This window comes from Bacillus alveayuensis (assembly GCA_030812955.1).
GTDB lineage: Bacteria > Bacillota > Bacilli > Bacillales > Aeribacillaceae > Bacillus_CB > Bacillus_CB alveayuensis.
The window spans coordinates 328,155-346,968 of sequence record JAUSTR010000001.1 but is presented as its reverse complement, the minus strand read 5'-3'; the positions used below and the strand labels follow the sequence as shown (position 1 = coordinate 346,968).

The following is an 18,814-nucleotide window of genomic DNA, read 5'->3' as shown; positions in this document are numbered from 1 at the left end:
TCATTCCTCCCACTTTAACATACCTTTTCGTTTTAAGGTCGATAAAATTTTTCGCTCAATTTTCCGGTTCAATCTCGTCCAAAATCCGTCAGTAGATGAAACGGGGACGACTAAAATCGTTTTGAATCCACTGCGATTGCCTCCTAAAACATCTGTCAGCAGCTGATCACCGATCACAACGACTTCATCTTTCGATAATCCCATTGATGCCAGCGCCTTGTGAAAGGCTCGTCTCATTGGCTTTTTAGCCTCTGAAATAAACGGAATACCTAGTGGTTCAGAAAATAATCGCACTCTTTTTTCATTATTATTGGAGACAATGGTCACCTTAATTCCGCTTTTCTCCATCATATTAAACCATTCCATTAATTTCGGAGTAGCATTCGGACGATCCCATTCGACAAGTGTATTATCTAAATCCGTAATAATTCCTTTTATACGTCGTTTTTTTAAAAAATCAGGGCTAATATGAAATATGCTTCCTACATAAACCTCTGGCAAAAAAAGCTTTAACAAGGATAACACCTCTTGTATGTTATTATCTTTTATAGACCAACTTACATCATATCGAATTTCTTCACTACTTTCAAAGCAAACTTTACAAATTATTATTAGTTTTTCTTTTCGGATAAAAATGAATAAATTTTTCGACAATTTTTACAAACATTCAACAGTTGTGGATAAAATTGTACACATTATTCACCTTTAAATCATCGCATTTTTTGCGATTATAAACAATCTACCCACAGCTTATCCACTAGAAAGTGTGGATAACAGAACGGTTGTTCTCTTTTCGAAAACATGGTAGATTTAGGTTACGACCATAAATTATTTATTATATGAAAACAATACGAAATATAGTACTAATCTAATGGAAGGAGGTGCCTGTCACATAAAGTGACTTCTTCAATGAAAAAATTATCGGATGAATTATTAATTGAATCTTATTACAAAGCAATGGAAATGAATTTAAGTGAAGATTTTATCGAATTAATAAGATTAGAAATTAAGCGACGCTCACTTGGCCATGTTTTAAAAGTTACATCATAAGCCAAGTGGCATTTTTTTTATGTCAATCGTCATTTTTTTAAATCAATCTCCTTTTGTCATGATTGTTGCTTTAAAGATGAAAAGTGTCGTTTCCATCAATCGGTGATCCGCTGATTGCTTCGTCTAACCTCACACTTCTCACATGGCAACGTATTATCAAAGTTGGATGAAAACAGCCTATAATAAAGGACACGAGCCACCTCCCAAATTAGATGAAGAGGTGGCTCTTTTAAGACAAGAAGCGGTAATAACAATATCCTCCCCCAATAATGATCAGCAATATGAACAAAATGATCAGAAAAGCATACCAAAACCGACCGTCAAAAGGATAAGGCGGATTGTTAAAATGGTCCATAAGGATAACATTCATATGGAATCATGCTGATGACTTCCATCCTGCTTTTTTCTCATTTTATGTATTGTAATCATAGAAGGTATAGTCTTCTCGTCTATTTTCCCATCATTTCATGAAAGAAAATCATGTTTCATATGTTGTACAGACAAGGACAAGAAGGAATTTTCATACAATTTAATATACAATATGTGGAGGTGAGATGATGTCAGGAATCATAACAGCATTTAGTTTTTTATTTAAAGAACTATTTTTTCTAGTGTCATATGTAAAAAACAATGCCTTTCCACAACCTTTATCACCAAGTGAGGAAAAAAAATATTTACAGCTGTTGGAAAAAGGTGATGAAGAAGCAAGAAATATCCTAATAGAACATAATTTACGCCTTGTTGCTCATATCGTCAAAAAGTTCGAAAATACTGGTGAAGATTCAGAAGATTTAATTTCTATCGGTACGATTGGTTTAATTAAAGCCATTGAAAGCTACTCTCAAGGAAAAGGGACTAAACTCGCTACATATGCAGCTAGATGTATTGAAAATGAAATCTTGATGCATTTAAGAGCATTAAAAAAAACAAAAAAAGATGTTTCATTACATGACCCGATTGGTCAAGATAAAGAAGGAAACGAAATCAGCTTAATGGATGTGTTAAAATCGGAAAATGAAGATATTATCGACACAATTCAATTGAATATGGAACTTGAAAAAGTAAAAGAATATATAGATATTTTAGATGAGCGAGAAAAGGAAGTGATTATTGGACGATTTGGTTTAAATATGCAAGAAGAGAAAACGCAGCGTGAAATTGCCAAAGAGTTAGGTATATCAAGAAGCTACGTATCTAGAATTGAGAAAAGAGCATTAATGAAAATATTTCATGAATTTTTCCGAGTTGAGAAGGAAAAACGGATGAATGAGGGGAAGTAAGAATAAAAGAGCCGCTTTTGGCGGCTCTTTTCATTTGGCACAGAAATATTTTATTCGTCGAGGTCGTCTAATTGATGTCGATATTTTAAAGAAAGCCAAAAACAAAAAAGTGAACTAAACAATAATACCGATGTTACGCTTAATAGCCCTAATTGTTCTTTCGTTGTAAGGACAACATACCCTTCCGGAATAAATAAGCCGATATACAAAAAAGTACTAATCGCAAGTAGAATCATAGCATAGCGTTTAAAATCTAACATTAAATCGTACAGTTTCTTTTTTTCCATTTTAATCACCTGTTAAAATCATGTTAGCTTACTATTAGCGTAACATATTTTAAAGACTATTAAGCTTGTAATTTTAACCACTATGACTGTTCCAATGCTTGTTTTAAATCTTCTATTAAATCATCAGCATCTTCAATTCCTACTGAGATCCGGACAAGTCCATCTGTAATTCCTAGCACTTCGCGACGATCTTTTGGAATGGAAGCGTGTGTCATTTTGGCTGGAACGGAAATTAAACTTTCAACAGCACCTAAGCTTTCTGCCAATGTAAAGTATTTTACATGACTTAATAGCTTTTCAGCTCTTTCTGCACTGCCTACATCAAAGGAAATCATTCCACCAAAGCCACGTGCTTGCTTTTTGGCAATTTGATGGTTTGGATGTTCTTTTAAGCCTGGGTAATATACCTTTAATACAGATGGATGATTTTGTAAAAACTCTACGATTTGCCGCGCATTTTCCTCATGTGCCTCCATACGCAAACCTAGTGTTTTAATCCCTCTCATTAATAACCAAGAATCCTGTGGTCCTAATATGCCTCCAGTAGAATTTTGGATAAAATGAAGCTCATCCGCAAGCGTTTCAGATTTAACCACGACTAAACCAGCTACAACATCACTATGGCCTCCAATATATTTTGTCGCACTGTGTAAAACGATATCAGCACCTAATTCAATTGGTGTTTGCCAATAAGGAGTGCTAAATGTGTTATCGACGATTGTTAATAAATTGTGCTCTTTTGCTATTTTCGCTGTTTCTTCAATGTCTGTAATTTTTAATAATGGATTTGTCGGTGTTTCAATATAAATAGCTTTTGTGTTTTCTTTTATTTCCCGCGTAATATTTTCTAGACGACTTGTATCAACAAACGTTGCTTCAATCCCAAGGCGATTTAGCACCTTTGTCATCACTCGATACGTACCGCCATATACATCATCTGTCAAAATGACATGGTCTCCACTATGAAATAGCATCATTACAGCAGTAATTGCAGCCATACCCGAACCGAATGCAAATCCTCTTTCGCCACCTTCTAAGTCTTTGATTAGCTCTTCAAGTGCAAAACGAGTTGGATTTCCCGTGCGAGAATATTCATAGCCTTTATGTTTTCCGACTTCTACTTGCTTATACGTACTTACTTGATAAATAGGAACCGAAACAGCACCAGTATGCTTGTCACCGACTATACCTCCATGAATCATTTTCGTTTTTCGTTTCATGTTAAACTCCTCCTTCATATATCTTTTTACTTAAATAACGTTCACTGCTGTCAGGAAAAATCGTAACAATATTTGTACCAGGTTTTGCTTTTTCGGCTTCCAGCATCGCTGCATGAAAAGCAGCACCAGATGAGCTTCCCACTAATAGCCCTTCCTTTTCAGCAAGCTCGTTAACACGAGAAAATGCAGCTTCATCCGGAATCGTATAAATGGCGTCAAAAAAGCTTGGATCCATAAAATCTGGCAAAAATTCCATTCCGATCCCTTCTGTTTTATGTGGTCCTGGTTTGCCTCCGTTTAATATAGAACCTACTGGCTCTACGATTACAGTTTTCACGTTTGGATTTTTCTCTTTAAAGTAGCAGGCTGTTCCCATAAATGTGCCACCAGTTCCAGCACCGGCGACAAAAATATCAATTTGCCCATCAAGCTGTTTCCAAATTTCCGGAGCTAAAGATTTGTAATACGTATCGGGATTTGCAGGATTTTGAAATTGCTGTGGACAATACGCATTGTCTATCTCTTTTGCAAGTTGCTTTGCTTTTTCAATAGCCCCTCTCATTCCTTCTGATGTTGGAGTATGAATGATCGTTGCACCTAGCGCTTTCATTAATTGCTGCTTCTCTTGACTAAACTTTTCTGGTACGCAAAATATGACATTTATTTTTTTTGAAATTGCTGCAAGAGCTAATCCGATTCCTGTGTTTCCTGCAGTTGGTTCAATAATCGTACCGCCTTCCTTCAGTTTTCCAGATTTAATCGCATCTTCAATAAGTTCCATACCGAGTCTGTCTTTAATACTCCCACCTGGATTAAAGAACTCAAGCTTTGCAAAAAGACGTACTTTGTGAGGAAGGGGAAATGCGGTCAATTCATAAAGCGGTGTATTCCCAATTAACGAGTGGATGCCTCGGACGATATTCATGGTGATCACTCCTGAAGTAATGTTAAAAAACGATTTTTTTCATAAAGGCTGTTTTCGCAAACTTTGTTGCTTTCCGACTGGCCATGAGCCGAACAAAGCACGTGGTCGGACAAATTATATTTGTCCGATCATCGACTTTTGTTCGGTTCACGTCACACTAGAGCGTGACATAGCAAGCGTATCGCTTGCCTGACAGTCGAAAAGCTATCGTATAGTAAAGCAACAATCTTTTAGAAAAGAGCCTTCATAAAAAAAGAGCCGGAAAAAGGCTCCTTTATACATGTTTCAACTCATGAACAATGTTTACAACCATGTTTGTTGAATGTAGAGCAGCTTTTCCTAAAAACTGTTCAAATGAAATATTTGATTCTTTCCCTGCTATATCAGAAAGAGCCCGAATAATGACAAACGGTGTTTTAAATTGATAACATACTTGAGCAATCGCAGCTGCTTCCATTTCAACTGCATACAACTCTGGAAACTTTGTACGAATAAAGTTCACACGATTAGGGTCATTCATGAAAGAATCGCCTGTGGCGATAGCACCTTTAACAACTTGTATATCAGAAATTTCACTTGCTTTTTTCTCGGCAATGTCAACAAGCAGTTGATCTGGGATAAAAGCGGCTGGAAGACCCGGAACTTGTCCATATTCATATCCAAAAGCTGTTACATCGACATCATGATGTCTCACCTCAGTTGAAATGACCACATCTCCAACATTTAAAGATTGATGGAACCCCCCAGCTGATCCTGTATTAATAACATAATCCGGTTTAAAGCGATCTAATAAAAGCGTTGTACTGATTGCAGCGTTAACTTTTCCAATACCTGATTTTAATAAAATAACACCTACACCATTTAAAGTTCCTGTTGTAAATTCGCTAGCAGCAATCACTTCTTGTGCTTTATTTTCTAACTTGTCTCGTAAAATTTTCACTTCTTCTTCCATTGCACCAATAATGGCAACTTTCATGATAGACATCCTTTCGTTTATTGTTTCACTGCTTCCATCAACCAAACGAAAGAATTCATTTGCTTAAAAGCAACTTCAAAATGATGCTTGTTAAAAATTCCTTTTAATATGCCATGGGTTGTATAATACTCCGTTTGCAAATCCTCGGCTAAGCGCATATAGCCTTGTCGTTTAGCACGTTCAATTGTCTTTTCTTTTCTTTGTTGATTAATAAAAGCAGTGTCAGCAAAAACTATTTTACCACCAGTATGAAGTATACGACTATATATATGAATCGCTTTATCCTTTTCTTCGTCTGTTAAATGATGAAAGGCATACGTGCTAACAATCGTGTCTATGTTTTTATTAGGTACTGGGAAGGATAAAAAGTCACCATCTTGGATATGAACAGAATTTCCAAGTTTTTCTTCCGCCTTCCTTCTCATCATTTCAGAAGGTTCGATACAGTAAATTTGTTTTCCCTTATTTAATAATTTCTTTGTTAAATTGCCTGTTCCAGATCCAAACTCAATCACGACATTTCCTGATCGTTCAACTACTTCCTCTAATATTTGTTCGTAATGTTGAAATACATCTTTATATTGTTCATCTTGACCTACTACTGTATGATCATAATGATTTGCCCATTCATCAAACATATCAATAAATTCTCTTCCCACCACTGCCACCCCAATGTTGATAATTCTTATAAATATACTATGATTTAGAAGGTTTTCTGTTCCCAACATATCACACGATAAAAAATTATACAATGGAAATATTTGCGACTAACATTTGTCGAAGTCTGCAAAATCGTATTTAAATCATTTTATAAATTTGCTACACTATGTTCACAAAAAGCTTGCAAAAGGAGGGGCTCATGTGAACATTCATCTTGATCTGATACAAGATAAAATCGAATTTTTTGAAGCAACAAACATAAAAGAACTTGAAAAGAAAATTCAGGAACAAATCGAACATAATCAACAAATATTATTAGAGGTACATTCCGTTTCCCATCAAATGCATGTTTCAGAAGATGGGAAACGCTTTTATAGTGCTGTCGTACATTTTAAAGCTAAGAAAAGCTGAGGTTATAAAAACCTCAGCCTTATAGTTATCGCTTCAACACTTCCACTTTCGTTGGCTTCCATCCTTGGCCATCAATCCATGTAATATATACACGGTATTTGGCACCTGACGATTTACTTTCAATCGTTCCTTTAGCATCTTGTGGACTTCCATTGTTCCCTAGCCAACGAATGGTCATGTCTTCAATGGGTATACCTGTTGCGTAGCTTAACGCCTGCTCCATCTCCTTCCAATCAAGTGAGTTTTTATCATATGTAGCATAATGCTCTCCCGTTTGTTTCGTGCCAATCGGTTTCCAATTTGGATTTTCAAACACTTGTTCTACATCAGAGCCTGCGCCACCCTCAGAGATAGTCGCCCCTTTAAATGGATCTTTCTCAACATTTTGTACTTGATCTTCCTCTTTTTCTTCATCCGCTTGTTTCTTTTGTTTATCTACATCCTCCTCTTGATTTTCTTTAGAAGAAATAAGCGTATCTTTCTGATCAAGATCGTTTTTCGTTTCCATTTTTTCTTCTCTTCCTCCAAAAAATAATTGAGAGGCAACGACTAATACGAGAGTAAAAACAACGGCAATGAATATATTTAAAATGAAATTTGTTCGGCGATTTTTATTCCGTAATTCAACACGAGATTTTCGTTGATTATTCCCCATTGTCATCTACTCCTTCCCTATTCTGATCCAATATTTTAACATATTTTATCGTTTGTTTATATGTTGGTAGAGAGATTGTACGAAATCATAAAAAACATCGTTCGTTACGGCCGCTTTGCTTGTTGTATCCATATCGACGACAACAAGGGCATATTGAGGATTTTGAAAAGGAAAATATCCTGCAAACCATTTATGGTATAGCTTTTCACCCTTCTCATTATCCTTACCGGTTTCAGCCGTGCCAGATTTTCCTGCTACTTCAAATGGTAAGCTGTTAAACCGCCTGCCAGTTCCTTCGTTATGGGCAACAACCTCTCGCAACAGCTTCTGTAATTTTTGAGCTGTATAAGGTGAAATCGTATCACCTTGTAATCGATGATCATCAAATTGAAACATCGTTGTGCCGTTTTTATATAAAATTTTTGAGGCGACCTTCACTTCTCTTTTTTCTCCTCCGCGAGCAATTGTTGCCATCATATTAACAACGGCTAATGGTGTTATGGAAACATTTTTCTGGCCAATGGATGTCTGTACGATCGCTTTTGTAATTCGTTTATCCTTTTCATCCCCCCAAATCTTCCCATAATGTTCTATTGGAATTTGTTGAAACTCTTCATAATGATAAACTTGCCCCTTCCAGCCGACAAGGTTGATAAGCCCTAATTTTTCAGCATATTCCTCGAAAACTTGATCGTTTTTAGCCATTAATTCTTGGCCTAATGCAGCAAAAGCATAATTACAACTTTTGGCAAAACTTTCTGTAAACGTCAACATACCGTAACGTTTGTTAGGATCTTTCTCTTTTTTGCCGTACAAATCAAGATCACAATTAAAAGTCCGATTAGGTAAAACGGAATTTTTCTCAATGGCAGCCGCCGCAATAACCGTTTTAAAAACTGACCCTGGAAAAATCGGTTCGAACATATAATTGTAAAAAGTGCTTTTGTCATTGCGGTTAAGATCCGGCTTCGATACTAAAGCTAATACCTCATTTCTCTCAATGTCTAATAGGATTAATCCACCTTTTTTTAATTTATGCTTCTCTAATATTTTTTCTGCCATTTTTTGAATTTCAGCATCAATCGTTGTTTGAACAGAAACTGGATAAAATGGGCTGCTATCCGCCATATATTTGACTTGAACTCCAAAAAGCGGTCGACCTAATCCATCGACATGATACATTAATTTCGTTTCTTTTTCAGGTAATAAAAATTCATCAAATGCTCTTTCTAATCCTGTTACGCCAATAGTTGTATAATATGGTAATGGATCTTTATCAGGATATAATTTTTTGATTAATCGATTGTCTGCACTTGTTAATCCAATTAAGTGAGAGGCAATCGGTTCTTGAGATTTTGTTTTCATGTAAACACCAAATACCCCAGGAATATTTAATTGATTGATTTGATTAATCATTTCATCTTGTACATAAATTCCTATATCTTGATTTAGGATAATAGGCTTTTTAGCCGATAATAGCATCTGTTCTAATTTTTCTGATGAATTTGGAATAATTTTCAACAACTGTTCAATTGGAAATTTATAGTCTTTTAAAAAAGGAAAGAGAACAATCGTCGGTGTGTAATGTTCTCCTAGCGGTCTTCCGTTTCGATCAAGAAAATAACCTCTTCCATCATCTATCACCACTTGCTGAGTTCTCTGCTTAACACTTTCTTCAATTAAATTGATATTTTTCGTAGAAAAGGATTCAGTCTCAAAAAGTTGAATTTGTGCAAGTCTTGCCATGAGAACGGCATTGAAAAATAGTGTAATAATTCCAAAGGTTATCAACCTCTTTTGAATTTTTCGCATAAAAACACCTCGTCAACATTGTTGACGAGGTGTTTAAATGTTAAACCATTATTATTTTACAGCTACGATTTTTACAACCATTTCTCCACCAGGTGTTTGAACAGTTACTTCATCGCCCACTTGCTTTCCTAATAAGCTTTTGGCCATTGGCGAATCATTAGAAATTCGTCCCTCAAATGGATCAGCTTCAGCACTTCCGACAATTGTATATGTTTCTTCTTCTCCATCAGGAAGTTCAATAAAGGTTACAGATTTGCCCAATGATACGGTTGTACTGTTTTCTGTATCTTCTTCAATAATTTTGGCGTTGCGAATCATATTTTCTAATGTTGTAATTCGTCCTTCTACAAACGCTTGCTCTTCTTTTGCTGAGTCATATTCAGAGTTCTCGGACAGGTCACCGAAAGAACGAGCAATTTTAATCCGTTCAACAACTTCCTTACGTTTGACAGTTTTTAAATATTCTAACTCCTGTTCAAGCTTTTCTTTCCCTGCTTGGGTCATTGGATACACTTTTTCTTCGCTCATGTTCTTCACTCCTTCTATAATGGAATCCCCATAGTATTAAGCATATGTAAGATACTACGTTTATTTGTGCCAATGCGGATGGAGAAGAAAGGAATCAAAAGGAATGAACCTTTTGATTCGGGTATACTTATACATAATATAAACGCAGTAATCTATATCTATGCTATGTTATTACAAAATAGCATTTTGTTCAAGAATTGTTTGAATTTTTGTGACCATTAAGTCAATGGCAACATGGTTTTGTCCACCCTCAGGAATGATGATATCTGCATAACGTTTGGTTGGTTCAACAAATTGGTTATGCATCGGGCGAACAACAGATACATATTGCTCAATAACTGAATCAATCGTACGGCCACGTTCTTTTATATCCCTTAAAATTCGGCGAATAATGCGAATGTCTGCATCCGTATCAACAAATAGTTTTATATCCATTAAATTTCGTAGCCGTTCATCTTCTAATACGAGAATACCTTCTAAAATGATTACATCTTTCGGTTCAACATGAATGACTTTATCTGAGCGTGTATGAAGTGCATAATCATATACCGGTTTTTCAATCGGTTCGTAATTTAATAATTTGTGTAAATGATCAATTAATAAATCGTTATCAAATGCTAATGGATGATCATAATTCGTTTTTAATCGTTCTTCAAACGGTAAACGACTTTGATCTTTATAATAATAATCCTGCTCAAGCATGAGAATAGAGTGGCCTTGAAAATGCTCATAAATCGCTTTTGTCACGCTCGTTTTACCCGAACCAGTTCCTCCTGCCACTCCAATGACAACTGGTTTTTTCCCCATTACCTGTTCTCCTTTCGCATCATACTGTATGGATAAACAGGCTGATCCACCTTAAAACGAACAATTTGTAAAGGATGACGTGCAGCATCCAGTTCCTGGCCATCTTCATCAAAAATTTTCTCTATAACCATTCGGAAGTTTTCAATATTTGGACCAAAAAATTCAACTTCATCACCAGATCTGAAGTGATTACGTTGCTGTAAGGTCACCATTTTGGTTTCCTCATCATAATCAAGAACAAGCCCTACAAAATCGTATGTTGTTTTTTTGCTGTGGTTTCCATACATTTGCTCTTTATAACTAGGAACACCTTCAAAGAACGCTGGTGCCGTATCACGGTTGGCACATTTATCAAGCTCTTCTAACCACTCTTTTTTCATTTCAAAGTTGTCCGGATCAGCGCAATAAGCATCAATCACTTTGCGATAAACACTGACAACGGTTGCCACATAGTGGATCGATTTCATTCGTCCTTCTATTTTTAAGCTATCAATCCCTAGCTCAATCATTTTCGGAATTGATTCGATTAGATTTAAATCTTTTGGACTCATGGCAAATGGTGCATCATTTTCACTATAAAGTGGAATTTCTTCATTATGCATCATTTCATAAAGGTCATAATCCCATCGACAAGATTGACAGCATCCGCCGCGGTTTGAATCACGGGCTGTCATATGGTTGCTTAGTGTACAGCGCCCAGAATAGGCAATACACATGGCTCCATGAATAAATGTTTCAATTTCAATATCTACTTTTTCTTTAATTTCTTTTATTTCCTCTGCACTCGTTTCACGTGCCAAAACAACGCGCTCTAATCCTTCTTCTTTCCAAAACTGAACTGCCTTCCAGTTTGATAAAGATTGCTGTGTACTTAAATGGACTTCAAGCTTCGGTGCCACTTTGCGACACGTTTCAATAATAAGCGGATCAGCGACAATCACACCCGCAACTCCTGCATCCTCCAACGCTTTTAAATATTCATCAAGGCCAGGAATATTTTCGTTATGTGCGTAAATATTTGTTGTTACGTAAATTTTTGCACCATAATGGTTAGCAAATCGTACACCTTCCGCAATTTCTTCTATGGAGAAATTATCCGCATTGGAGCGCAGTCCATATTCTTGTCCACCAATAAATACAGCATCAGCCCCGTACATAACAGCAATTTTTAATTTTTCTAAATTTCCTGCAGGTGCTAACAGTTCCGGCTTTTTAACAATTACTCGTTTACCGTTTATGACTTTTGAGATCGGTTCTTTAACTGCCGTCATACGCTTCTCCTCCTTTTCATTTAAATTGGGATCAATATACCGTTTCTTTAAAGAAGAACCCTGTATCGAGTGGGCGGTTAGGAGGTTGAATCGCTTCAATCTCTTCAACCCAGGCGTCTTTCAATTCTTCATATTGGTTCCGGTCTGTTACACATAAATCAATCGCTTTTCGATACTTTTTAGTTACTTCTAAAATGTAATCAGAAGATTTTAAAACACCATCTATTTTAAAGCTATCAATACCGGCATCAATCATTTCGCTTAATTCATCAATGATACAAATGTCGTTCGGACTCATAATATGTGTACCATTTTCATCTTCAAAAATTGGGTATTTATTATTTCGTTCTTGATCGTGTAAAAACATATTTTTTCCATATTTTTTATTTTGGATTTCCATTACTTTTCCTTGATATTCAAAATAGTTCCCGATCAGTGAACGTTTAGATTGGAACATACAAGTCATTCCATGAACTTGCACTTCAATTTCAACTTCGGCATGCTTCTTTATCTCAATAATCTCATCCATGCTAAGTTCACGAGCTAACACAGCACGTTTAGCGCCTTTACGCCCCCAGTAGTTACATGCATACCAGTTTGTTGCTGTTGTTTCCGTATTCCAATGTAACTTCATATTTGGTGCATTCTCTCGAACGGTCATTAAAACCGCAGGGTCACCAAATACAATGGCATCTGCACATACTTCTTTTAAAAACTTTACATAATCAGACAATTCTTCCACTTTTTCATTATGAAAAATAGCATTCATTGCTACATACACGTTTTTTCCATGTTTATGGGCAATTTCGATCGCTTTTTTTACATCTTCTCGGGTAAATTCACCCGCTAAACGTAGTCCGTATCTCTGTTCACCAATTATAAAGGCATCAGCTCCAGCTAACGCTAATGGCTTTATATCATCAACACTAATAGGTGTTACGAGCAATTCTGGTTTATTCATCCTTTTTCACCTCTCTTAATACTTATTGCCACTCCATCACCAACTGGAATAATCGTTGTATCATATTGTGGATGGTTCATTAACCACTCATTGTACTGCTTAATTTTTTTGACTAAACTTTGAAGCCGCTTTGTAGCAGGCGGAACTTCCTGTGCAACTAAACCTTTAAATAACACATTGTCGCTAATAATAACCGCCCTTTCTGTAAGCATCGGTTCATATAACTCGAAAAAGCGTTGATACTGGCTTTTCGCAGCATCAATAAACAACACATCAAATGGACCTAGTTGTTGAATGTGTTTTTCTAAATCAAGAGCATCACCAAATAGCGTCGTAATTCGATTGTCAAGATGACAGGAGGTTATGTTGTGGACAGCTTCATCGTATCGTTTTCGATCCCGTTCAATCGTTACAATTTTTGTATGAGGAAGTGACTTCGCCATTCGAATAGCAGAATAACCAATTGCCGTACCAATTTCTAAAATTTTTTCAGGCTGATGAATTTTTAAAAAATGCAGCATAACGGAAATAGCCGTTTTTTCCATAATCGGTACATGATGTTCACTTGCATAAGCCTCGATTTGACGCACATGATTGTCAGCTTGCGGCAAAAATTGTTCAAGATAAGATTCTATCTCACTGTTTTGCAAATGTCATTGCCTCCCTAAATATAAATCGATGAATGCTAAACCAAAACTAGACATCAAAAGAAGAGTTCAGCAGTTGAACTCTTTCTACATGATCGATATATAACTTGATATATTCTACCATAAAAAGAAAGGGAATGCGAATAGCAATTCCCTCCAAGCATATTTATTGATTTGTCAAATATTTTTGTTTAGCCTTATTATGCTCCTCCAGTGTTTTCGTGAAAACAACTTCTCCGTTTGGCTTTGCTAAAAAATAAAAATAATCAGTATTGGCCGGGTTTAAAGCCGCCTCCATAGACATTTTTCCTGCATTCGCAATCGGTCCAGGAGGTAATCCTTTTACTTTATACGTATTATAAGGTGAATCGACCTCTAAATCCTCATAAAGGACGCGATCCTTATGTTCACCTAGTGCATATAAAACGGTTGGATCCGTTTGCAACGGCATATTTTTATCCAAGCGATTATAAAAAACACTGGCTATTTTTTCACGATCAACTTTTTCTGTTGCTTCTTCTTCAATCAGTGATGCCATTGTCAAAAATTGATGTGCAGTCATGTTGTTCTCTTCAAGCTGTTGTTGATATTCTTTTAACACTTCATCCGTCTTTTTAATCATTGGTTCAAGAATATCATCTAATGAAGGTTTTTCTTCATAAAATGAGTACGTAGCAGGATATAAATATCCTTCTAAAGGATATTTGATATTTTTATGAAACACTTCATCCGTTATTGTTTCGGGATATAATTGTTTCATTTTATTGATAAATTCTTTGTCTGATAAGCGATTCATCACTTCCTGCTTCGTATAAGGAGAATGTTTAGCAATAATGGCTGCTATTTGGGATAGTTGATTTCCTTCTGGTATTGTCACTTTAAACACAGCCTCTTGCATAACCTTTCCCGATTTTAAACTTTCAATAATTTCATCTAACGTCATCGTTTGATTTAATTGATAGTCTCCTGCTTGGAAACCTGATTCATTTTTAAACTTTACATAATATTTAAACACTTTATCATCTTTAATGATTTCATTTTTTTCTAAGATCCTTGCAATCGTCGAAACAGATGAACCAATGGGAATCGAAACGTTAATTGGTTTCGTATTGTCAGGATTCACTGGCTTTAAAGCAGATTTAATATATAAATAACCGCCTCCGATTATTCCTGTAAATAAAACAGCAAATATCGTAAATACCGTTAAGACGATTTTGCGGATGATTTTGGCTTCCTGATGTTTTTCTAGCAATTTTTTCATCAACATCTCCTTTTTCGAATCGACCTCAGTCATCAAAACCCTCCTCTCATCCTGATTATTATACTACAATTTACGAATATTTCGTCAAAATTCGATGACTTTCTTTCTATTTAACGTTTGATAAGTAATCAAAAAATGTTCTATTTTTCAATCATAAAAAAAGGCTGTTTTCGTAAACTTTGTTGCTTTCCGACTCACGCTATAGCGTGACATAGCAAGCGTATCGCTGCCTATTACAGTCGAAAAAGTTATAGTAAAGCAACAGCAAAAAAAACACCGCTTCATATGTTAGCGGTGTAATCGTTAAATTTCATGATCATTCCTCTTCTTCTTCATCTAAAAACGTATTTAATACCTCTTCAATCATATCCCATTCTTCTTCTGTTTCAATGGGTTGCAATTCACCATCTTCACCGTCTTCGTTCGGAATAAAGCTAGATGCATGAATTTCAATCTCTTCATCCTCCTCTTCGCTTACGCCAACAGGATAATATAAAACATATGACTTTCCAAATTCTTCTGATTCAAATGTAAATAACACTTCACAAAGCTGCTCATTGCCATTTTCGTCAATCACTGTAATTTGTTTTTCACCATGTTCCATTTTCGTCACCTCATAATAATCATCATTTTTGACTATCTAAATAATTTTGTAAAATAACGACTGCGGCCATTTTATCGATTACTTTACGGCGCTTTTTACGACTTACATCTGCTTCTATTAGTAATCTCTCTGCAGTCATTGTCGAAAGTCGCTCATCCCACAGCACAACCGGAAGGTTAAATTGATCTCGTAATCGTTCAGCAAACTTTTTAGAAGCCTCTCCTCTAGGACCAATCGTTCCGTTCATATTTTTAGGCATACCGACGACGATCTTTTGAACATCATACTCATACAAAAGTTCAGAGAGCCGGCTAAAGCCAAACTCTCCTTTCTCCTCATCAATTTTTATTGTTTCCAATCCTTGTGCGGTCCATCCAAGTTCATCACTAACCGCTACTCCTAGCGTTTTCGTTCCTAAATCTAATCCCATTACCCTCATATTATGCCTCACGATGATGTTTTAAATAGGATTTTACAAGCTCTTCGATCAATTCATCTCGTTCTAATTTGCGGATTAAATTACGTGCATCGCGATGCCTAGGAATATAAGCGGGATCTCCTGAGAGCAAATAACCGACAATTTGATTGATTGGGTTATACCCTTTTTCTTTCAGTGCATCATATACCGTATTTAGCACTTCTTTTACATTCGTCTGTTCCGATTCATCCGAGAAGTTAAACTTCATAGTTTTATCAAACGAACTCACCATTTGCACCTCTTTCCCAGGTTCATCTACTGATTCTACCTGTTCATTCCTACTTACATTTTACACGATTGGATAAAAATATTAAACGGATTTCACCCAATCCTCGACATATTTCAAGGCATCGTCTAATTGATCCGGATTTTTTCCTCCTGCTTGAGCCATATCTGGGCGGCCGCCGCCTCCGCCTCCACAGCGTGTCGCTACTTCTTTAATTAATTTCCCTGCATGATATCCTTTTTCCACTAAATCTTTTGTAATCCCTGCCGCCAAATTCACTTTGCCCTCGTTCGCTGCACCTAATACGACAATAGCGGAACCGAGCTTTTGCTTCAGATCATCGACCATTGTACGCAAGCTGTTCATATCTTTTGCATTTACTTTTGTCGCTAATACCGTAACACCATTAACATCAAGTGCTTTGCCAACAATATTTGCTGCTTCTAAATTGCCGAGCTTCGCTGTTAAGGACTCGTTTTCTCTTTCAAGCTCTCGCATTTCGGCTTGCATACTTTCAATACGTGCTACAAGATCACGCGGATTTGTTTTCAATTTCGCAGCCGCTTCTTTTAAGACGGCTAATTGATTCGTTAAGAAACGATATGCTTCCTCACCCGTTACGGCTTCAATCCGACGTGTTCCAGCACCGATTCCTGACTCAGATACAATCTTAAATAAGCCGATTTCAGCCGTATTATTAACGTGACAACCACCACAAAGTTCCAGGCTATAATGGCCAACTTGAACGACGCGAACAATCTTTCCGTATTTTTCTCCGAAAAGAGCCATTGCTCCCATTGCCTTTGCTTCTTCAAGCGGTTTATAGTCAATCTCCACAGGAATACTTCTCCAAATTTTTTCATTGACAATACGCTCGATTTCATCAAGCTCTTCTTGCTTTACTTGACCAAAGTGTGAGAAGTCGAAGCGCAAACGAGTTGGAGTAACTAATGAACCTGCTTGGTTAACATGATCCCCTAACACATCTTTTAATGCTTGATGTAGTAAGTGAGTCGCTGTATGGTTTTTCACAATTGCTTGACGTGATGTTGGTTCGACTTTAGCTTGTACTTCCATCCCATTTTTTAATACCCCGTGTTGGATATAAACGGTATGCAAATGTTGTCCTTTCGGCGCTTTCTGGACATCTTTTACTTGAATTTGAACTTTTTCATTTTCAATTGTTCCTTTATCTGCGATTTGACCGCCGCTTTCCGCATAAAATGGAGTTTTGTCCAAAAGAATTTGTACTTCTTCTCCTTCATTCGCTTCATCGATAAGCAGGCCATCTTTCACAATGGCTATAATTTTACTATTTACCGATAACTGATCATAACCCACAAATTCACTTTCATCTTTAATATCTCCTAACACGCCGCCTTGAACTTGCATGGAATCAACATCTTGGCGTGCTTTACGTGCCCGCTCGCGCTGTATTTCCATTTCTTTTTCAAATCCTTCATGATCGACAACCATATTTTCTTCTTCTGCATACTCTTCTGTTAACTCAACAGGGAAACCGTATGTGTCATATAATCGGAATACATCTTTACCAGGAATGACATTGCTTCCTAAATTCTTTTGTTTCTCAATAACAGATGTTAAAATCGTAAGACCTTCATTTAATGTTTCATGGAATCGCTCTTCCTCATTTTTGATTACCTTTTGAATAAATTCAGTTTTTTCTTTTACTTCTGGATAATAATCCACCATAATTTCTGCTACTACCGAAACCAATTCATACATAAATGGTCGATCGATGTTGATCTTTTTCGCATAACGTACGGCACGGCGCAATAAACGGCGTAAAACATAGCCACGGCCTTCATTAGACGGTAATGCTCCATCCGCTATAGCAAAAGTTACAGTCCGAATATGATCCGCAATCACTTTAAAAGAAATATCTTTTTCTTCATTTTCTCGATATTTTTCTCCAGAAATGGCTTCAGTTGCTTCTATAATCGGCATAAATAAATCCGTATCAAAGTTTGTTGGGACATCTTGAATCACCGATACAACCCGTTCTAACCCCATTCCTGTGTCAATGTTTTTCTTTGGTAATGGAGTGTACGTGCCATCAGGATTATGATTAAATTGTGAAAATACTAGATTCCAAACCTCTAAATAACGTTCATTTTCTCCACCTGGGTAAAGCTCAGGATCTTTCGGGTCATTTCCATATTCCTCACCGCGATCGTAAAAGATTTCTGTATTTGGACCACTTGGGCCTTCACCAATATCCCAGAAATTTCCCTCAAGCCGAATAATTCTCTCTTCCGGCAGACCGATTTTTTCTTTCCAGATTTTAAAAGCCTCTGCATCTTCTGGATGGATCGTAACAGATAAACGGTCTGGATCAAAACCGAGCCATTTGTCACTCGTTAAAAATTCCCAAGCCCATTCAATTGCTTCTTCTTTAAAATAATCTCCAATTGAAAAATTTCCGAGCATTTCAAAGAACGTATGATGGCGAGCTGTTTTTCCGACATTTTCGATATCATTTGTCCGTATCGATTTTTGCGCATTAGTGATCCGTGGATTGTCTGGAATGACACGACCATCAAAGTATTTTTTTAATGTCGCCACACCACTATTAATCCACAATAACGATGGATCATCATGGGGAATTAACGAAGCGCTTGGCTCAACAGCATGTCCTTTTTCTTTAAAGAAATCTAAAAACATTTGACGAACTTGAGCAGATGTTAGTTTTTTCATATTTACCTCCTATGATTCGATTGATTATGTACATGTT

General features: G+C 36.5%; 21 protein-coding genes. 3 read left to right on the top strand and 18 right to left on the bottom strand.

Features of this window, described 5'->3' with window-relative positions; all coding sequences use genetic code 11:
* Complete coding sequence (locus J2S06_RS01685; protein ID WP_419151442.1) at positions 1-549, bottom strand: YqeG family HAD IIIA-type phosphatase; 549 nt, start codon at positions 547-549, stop codon at positions 1-3.
* 360 nt (positions 550-909) lie between these two features.
* Here J2S06_RS01685 and J2S06_RS01680 point away from each other — a divergent pair, with 360 nt between their 5' ends.
* On the top strand, positions 910-1,050 hold the full coding sequence (locus J2S06_RS01680) for a sporulation histidine kinase inhibitor Sda (RefSeq protein ID WP_044747664.1): 141 nt from the start codon (positions 910-912) through the stop codon (positions 1,048-1,050).
* A gap of 557 nt (positions 1,051-1,607) precedes the next feature.
* Positions 1,608-2,330: an RNA polymerase sporulation sigma factor SigK gene (gene sigK, locus J2S06_RS01675; protein ID WP_044747662.1), complete on the top strand. Its 723-nt coding sequence runs from the start codon at positions 1,608-1,610 to the stop codon at positions 2,328-2,330.
* A gap of 50 nt (positions 2,331-2,380) precedes the next feature.
* Here the strand turns inward: sigK and J2S06_RS01670 are convergent, their stop codons facing one another.
* The 5 genes from J2S06_RS01670 to J2S06_RS01650 form a co-directional block, all read right to left on the bottom strand.
* Positions 2,381-2,617, bottom strand: a complete 237-nt coding sequence (locus tag J2S06_RS01670; RefSeq protein WP_419151087.1) for a YrhC family protein — start codon at positions 2,615-2,617, stop codon at positions 2,381-2,383.
* Between the two features lie 80 nt (positions 2,618-2,697).
* Positions 2,698-3,837 (bottom strand): bifunctional cystathionine gamma-lyase/homocysteine desulfhydrase, encoded by a 1,140-nt coding sequence (locus J2S06_RS01665; RefSeq protein ID WP_419151086.1) that lies wholly within the window; start codon positions 3,835-3,837, stop codon positions 2,698-2,700.
* A 1-nt stretch (position 3,838) separates the two neighbouring features.
* The gene (locus tag J2S06_RS01660) at positions 3,839-4,762 is read right to left on the bottom strand and encodes a PLP-dependent cysteine synthase family protein (protein WP_419151085.1); all 924 of its coding nucleotides are present in this window, start codon (positions 4,760-4,762) and stop codon (positions 3,839-3,841) included.
* Positions 4,763-5,036: 274 nt separating this feature from the next.
* The gene (gene mtnN / locus J2S06_RS01655; protein ID WP_044896004.1) at positions 5,037-5,738 is read right to left on the bottom strand and encodes a 5'-methylthioadenosine/S-adenosylhomocysteine nucleosidase; all 702 of its coding nucleotides are present in this window, start codon (positions 5,736-5,738) and stop codon (positions 5,037-5,039) included.
* Between the two features lie 17 nt (positions 5,739-5,755).
* The gene (locus tag J2S06_RS01650) at positions 5,756-6,397 is read right to left on the bottom strand and encodes a class I SAM-dependent methyltransferase (protein ID WP_044896003.1); all 642 of its coding nucleotides are present in this window, start codon (positions 6,395-6,397) and stop codon (positions 5,756-5,758) included.
* A gap of 202 nt (positions 6,398-6,599) precedes the next feature.
* Between J2S06_RS01650 and J2S06_RS01645 the strand changes: the two genes are divergently transcribed.
* A complete protein-coding gene (locus J2S06_RS01645) occupies positions 6,600-6,809 on the top strand; it encodes a DUF2536 family protein (RefSeq protein ID WP_044896002.1) in 210 nt (69 codons plus the stop codon).
* A 25-nt stretch (positions 6,810-6,834) separates the two neighbouring features.
* Here J2S06_RS01645 and J2S06_RS01640 read toward each other — a convergent pair whose 3' ends face one another.
* The 12 genes from J2S06_RS01640 to alaS form a co-directional block, all read right to left on the bottom strand.
* Complete coding sequence (locus tag J2S06_RS01640; RefSeq protein WP_419151084.1) at positions 6,835-7,464, bottom strand: YrrS family protein; 630 nt, start codon at positions 7,462-7,464, stop codon at positions 6,835-6,837.
* Positions 7,465-7,509: 45 nt separating this feature from the next.
* Complete coding sequence (locus J2S06_RS01635) at positions 7,510-9,276, bottom strand: peptidoglycan D,D-transpeptidase FtsI family protein (protein ID WP_419151083.1); 1,767 nt, start codon at positions 9,274-9,276, stop codon at positions 7,510-7,512.
* 51 nt (positions 9,277-9,327) lie between these two features.
* The gene (gene greA, locus J2S06_RS01630; RefSeq protein ID WP_044895999.1) at positions 9,328-9,804 is read right to left on the bottom strand and encodes a transcription elongation factor GreA; all 477 of its coding nucleotides are present in this window, start codon (positions 9,802-9,804) and stop codon (positions 9,328-9,330) included.
* Between the two features lie 171 nt (positions 9,805-9,975).
* Positions 9,976-10,611 carry a uridine kinase gene (gene udk / locus J2S06_RS01625; protein WP_419151082.1) on the bottom strand — a complete coding sequence of 212 codons (636 nt, stop codon included), beginning with the start codon at positions 10,609-10,611 and terminating at the stop codon, positions 9,976-9,978.
* Positions 10,611-11,882, bottom strand: coding sequence for a peptidase U32 family protein (locus J2S06_RS01620; RefSeq protein ID WP_419151081.1), 1,272 nt, complete (start codon positions 11,880-11,882; stop codon positions 10,611-10,613). The genes udk and J2S06_RS01620 overlap by 1 nt, the downstream gene beginning before the upstream one ends.
* Before the next feature lie 31 nt (positions 11,883-11,913).
* On the bottom strand, positions 11,914-12,843 hold the full coding sequence (locus tag J2S06_RS01615; protein ID WP_419151080.1) for a peptidase U32 family protein: 930 nt from the start codon (positions 12,841-12,843) through the stop codon (positions 11,914-11,916).
* On the bottom strand, positions 12,840-13,493 hold the full coding sequence (locus J2S06_RS01610) for an O-methyltransferase (RefSeq protein ID WP_044895995.1): 654 nt from the start codon (positions 13,491-13,493) through the stop codon (positions 12,840-12,842). Before J2S06_RS01610 ends, J2S06_RS01615 begins: the two co-directional genes overlap by 4 nt.
* A 163-nt stretch (positions 13,494-13,656) precedes the next feature.
* The gene (mltG, locus tag J2S06_RS01605; RefSeq protein ID WP_419151079.1) at positions 13,657-14,784 is read right to left on the bottom strand and encodes an endolytic transglycosylase MltG; all 1,128 of its coding nucleotides are present in this window, start codon (positions 14,782-14,784) and stop codon (positions 13,657-13,659) included.
* Between the two features lie 283 nt (positions 14,785-15,067).
* A complete protein-coding gene (locus tag J2S06_RS01600; RefSeq protein WP_419151078.1) occupies positions 15,068-15,355 on the bottom strand; it encodes a DUF1292 domain-containing protein in 288 nt (95 codons plus the stop codon).
* A gap of 22 nt (positions 15,356-15,377) precedes the next feature.
* Entirely contained in the window at positions 15,378-15,794 is a 417-nt protein-coding gene (ruvX, locus tag J2S06_RS01595) for a Holliday junction resolvase RuvX (RefSeq protein WP_419151077.1), read from the bottom strand.
* A 1-nt stretch (position 15,795) separates the two neighbouring features.
* The gene (locus J2S06_RS01590) at positions 15,796-16,062 is read right to left on the bottom strand and encodes an IreB family regulatory phosphoprotein (protein WP_152643037.1); all 267 of its coding nucleotides are present in this window, start codon (positions 16,060-16,062) and stop codon (positions 15,796-15,798) included.
* Between the two features lie 81 nt (positions 16,063-16,143).
* Positions 16,144-18,777, bottom strand: a complete 2,634-nt coding sequence (gene alaS, locus J2S06_RS01585; RefSeq protein ID WP_419151076.1) for an alanine--tRNA ligase — start codon at positions 18,775-18,777, stop codon at positions 16,144-16,146.
* Positions 18,778-18,814 lie beyond the last annotated feature (37 nt).

Excerpts from the sequence above, each read along its gene's own strand:
- J2S06_RS01680 (WP_044747664.1), top strand. The coding sequence starts at position 910 with ATGAAAAAATTATCGGATGAATTATTAATTGAATCTTATTACAAAGCA.
- sigK (WP_044747662.1), top strand. The coding sequence starts at position 1,608 with ATGTCAGGAATCATAACAGCATTTAGTTTTTTATTTAAAGAACTATTT.
- J2S06_RS01670 (WP_419151087.1), bottom strand. The coding sequence starts at position 2,617 with ATGGAAAAAAAGAAACTGTACGATTTAATGTTAGATTTTAAACGCTAT.
- J2S06_RS01665 (WP_419151086.1), bottom strand. The coding sequence starts at position 3,837 with ATGAAACGAAAAACGAAAATGATTCATGGAGGTATAGTCGGTGACAAG.
- J2S06_RS01660 (WP_419151085.1), bottom strand. The coding sequence starts at position 4,762 with ATGAATATCGTCCGAGGCATCCACTCGTTAATTGGGAATACACCGCTT.
- mtnN (WP_044896004.1), bottom strand. The coding sequence starts at position 5,738 with ATGAAAGTTGCCATTATTGGTGCAATGGAAGAAGAAGTGAAAATTTTA.
- J2S06_RS01640 (WP_419151084.1), bottom strand. The coding sequence starts at position 7,464 with ATGGGGAATAATCAACGAAAATCTCGTGTTGAATTACGGAATAAAAAT.
- J2S06_RS01635 (WP_419151083.1), bottom strand. The coding sequence starts at position 9,276 with ATGCGAAAAATTCAAAAGAGGTTGATAACCTTTGGAATTATTACACTA.
- greA (WP_044895999.1), bottom strand. The coding sequence starts at position 9,804 with ATGAGCGAAGAAAAAGTGTATCCAATGACCCAAGCAGGGAAAGAAAAG.
- udk (WP_419151082.1), bottom strand. The coding sequence starts at position 10,611 with ATGGGGAAAAAACCAGTTGTCATTGGAGTGGCAGGAGGAACTGGTTCG.
- J2S06_RS01620 (WP_419151081.1), bottom strand. The coding sequence starts at position 11,882 with ATGACGGCAGTTAAAGAACCGATCTCAAAAGTCATAAACGGTAAACGA.
- J2S06_RS01615 (WP_419151080.1), bottom strand. The coding sequence starts at position 12,843 with ATGAATAAACCAGAATTGCTCGTAACACCTATTAGTGTTGATGATATA.
- mltG (WP_419151079.1), bottom strand. The coding sequence starts at position 14,784 with ATGACTGAGGTCGATTCGAAAAAGGAGATGTTGATGAAAAAATTGCTA.
- J2S06_RS01600 (WP_419151078.1), bottom strand. The coding sequence starts at position 15,355 with ATGGAACATGGTGAAAAACAAATTACAGTGATTGACGAAAATGGCAAT.
- ruvX (WP_419151077.1), bottom strand. The coding sequence starts at position 15,794 with ATGAGGGTAATGGGATTAGATTTAGGAACGAAAACGCTAGGAGTAGCG.
- alaS (WP_419151076.1), bottom strand. The coding sequence starts at position 18,777 with ATGAAAAAACTAACATCTGCTCAAGTTCGTCAAATGTTTTTAGATTTC.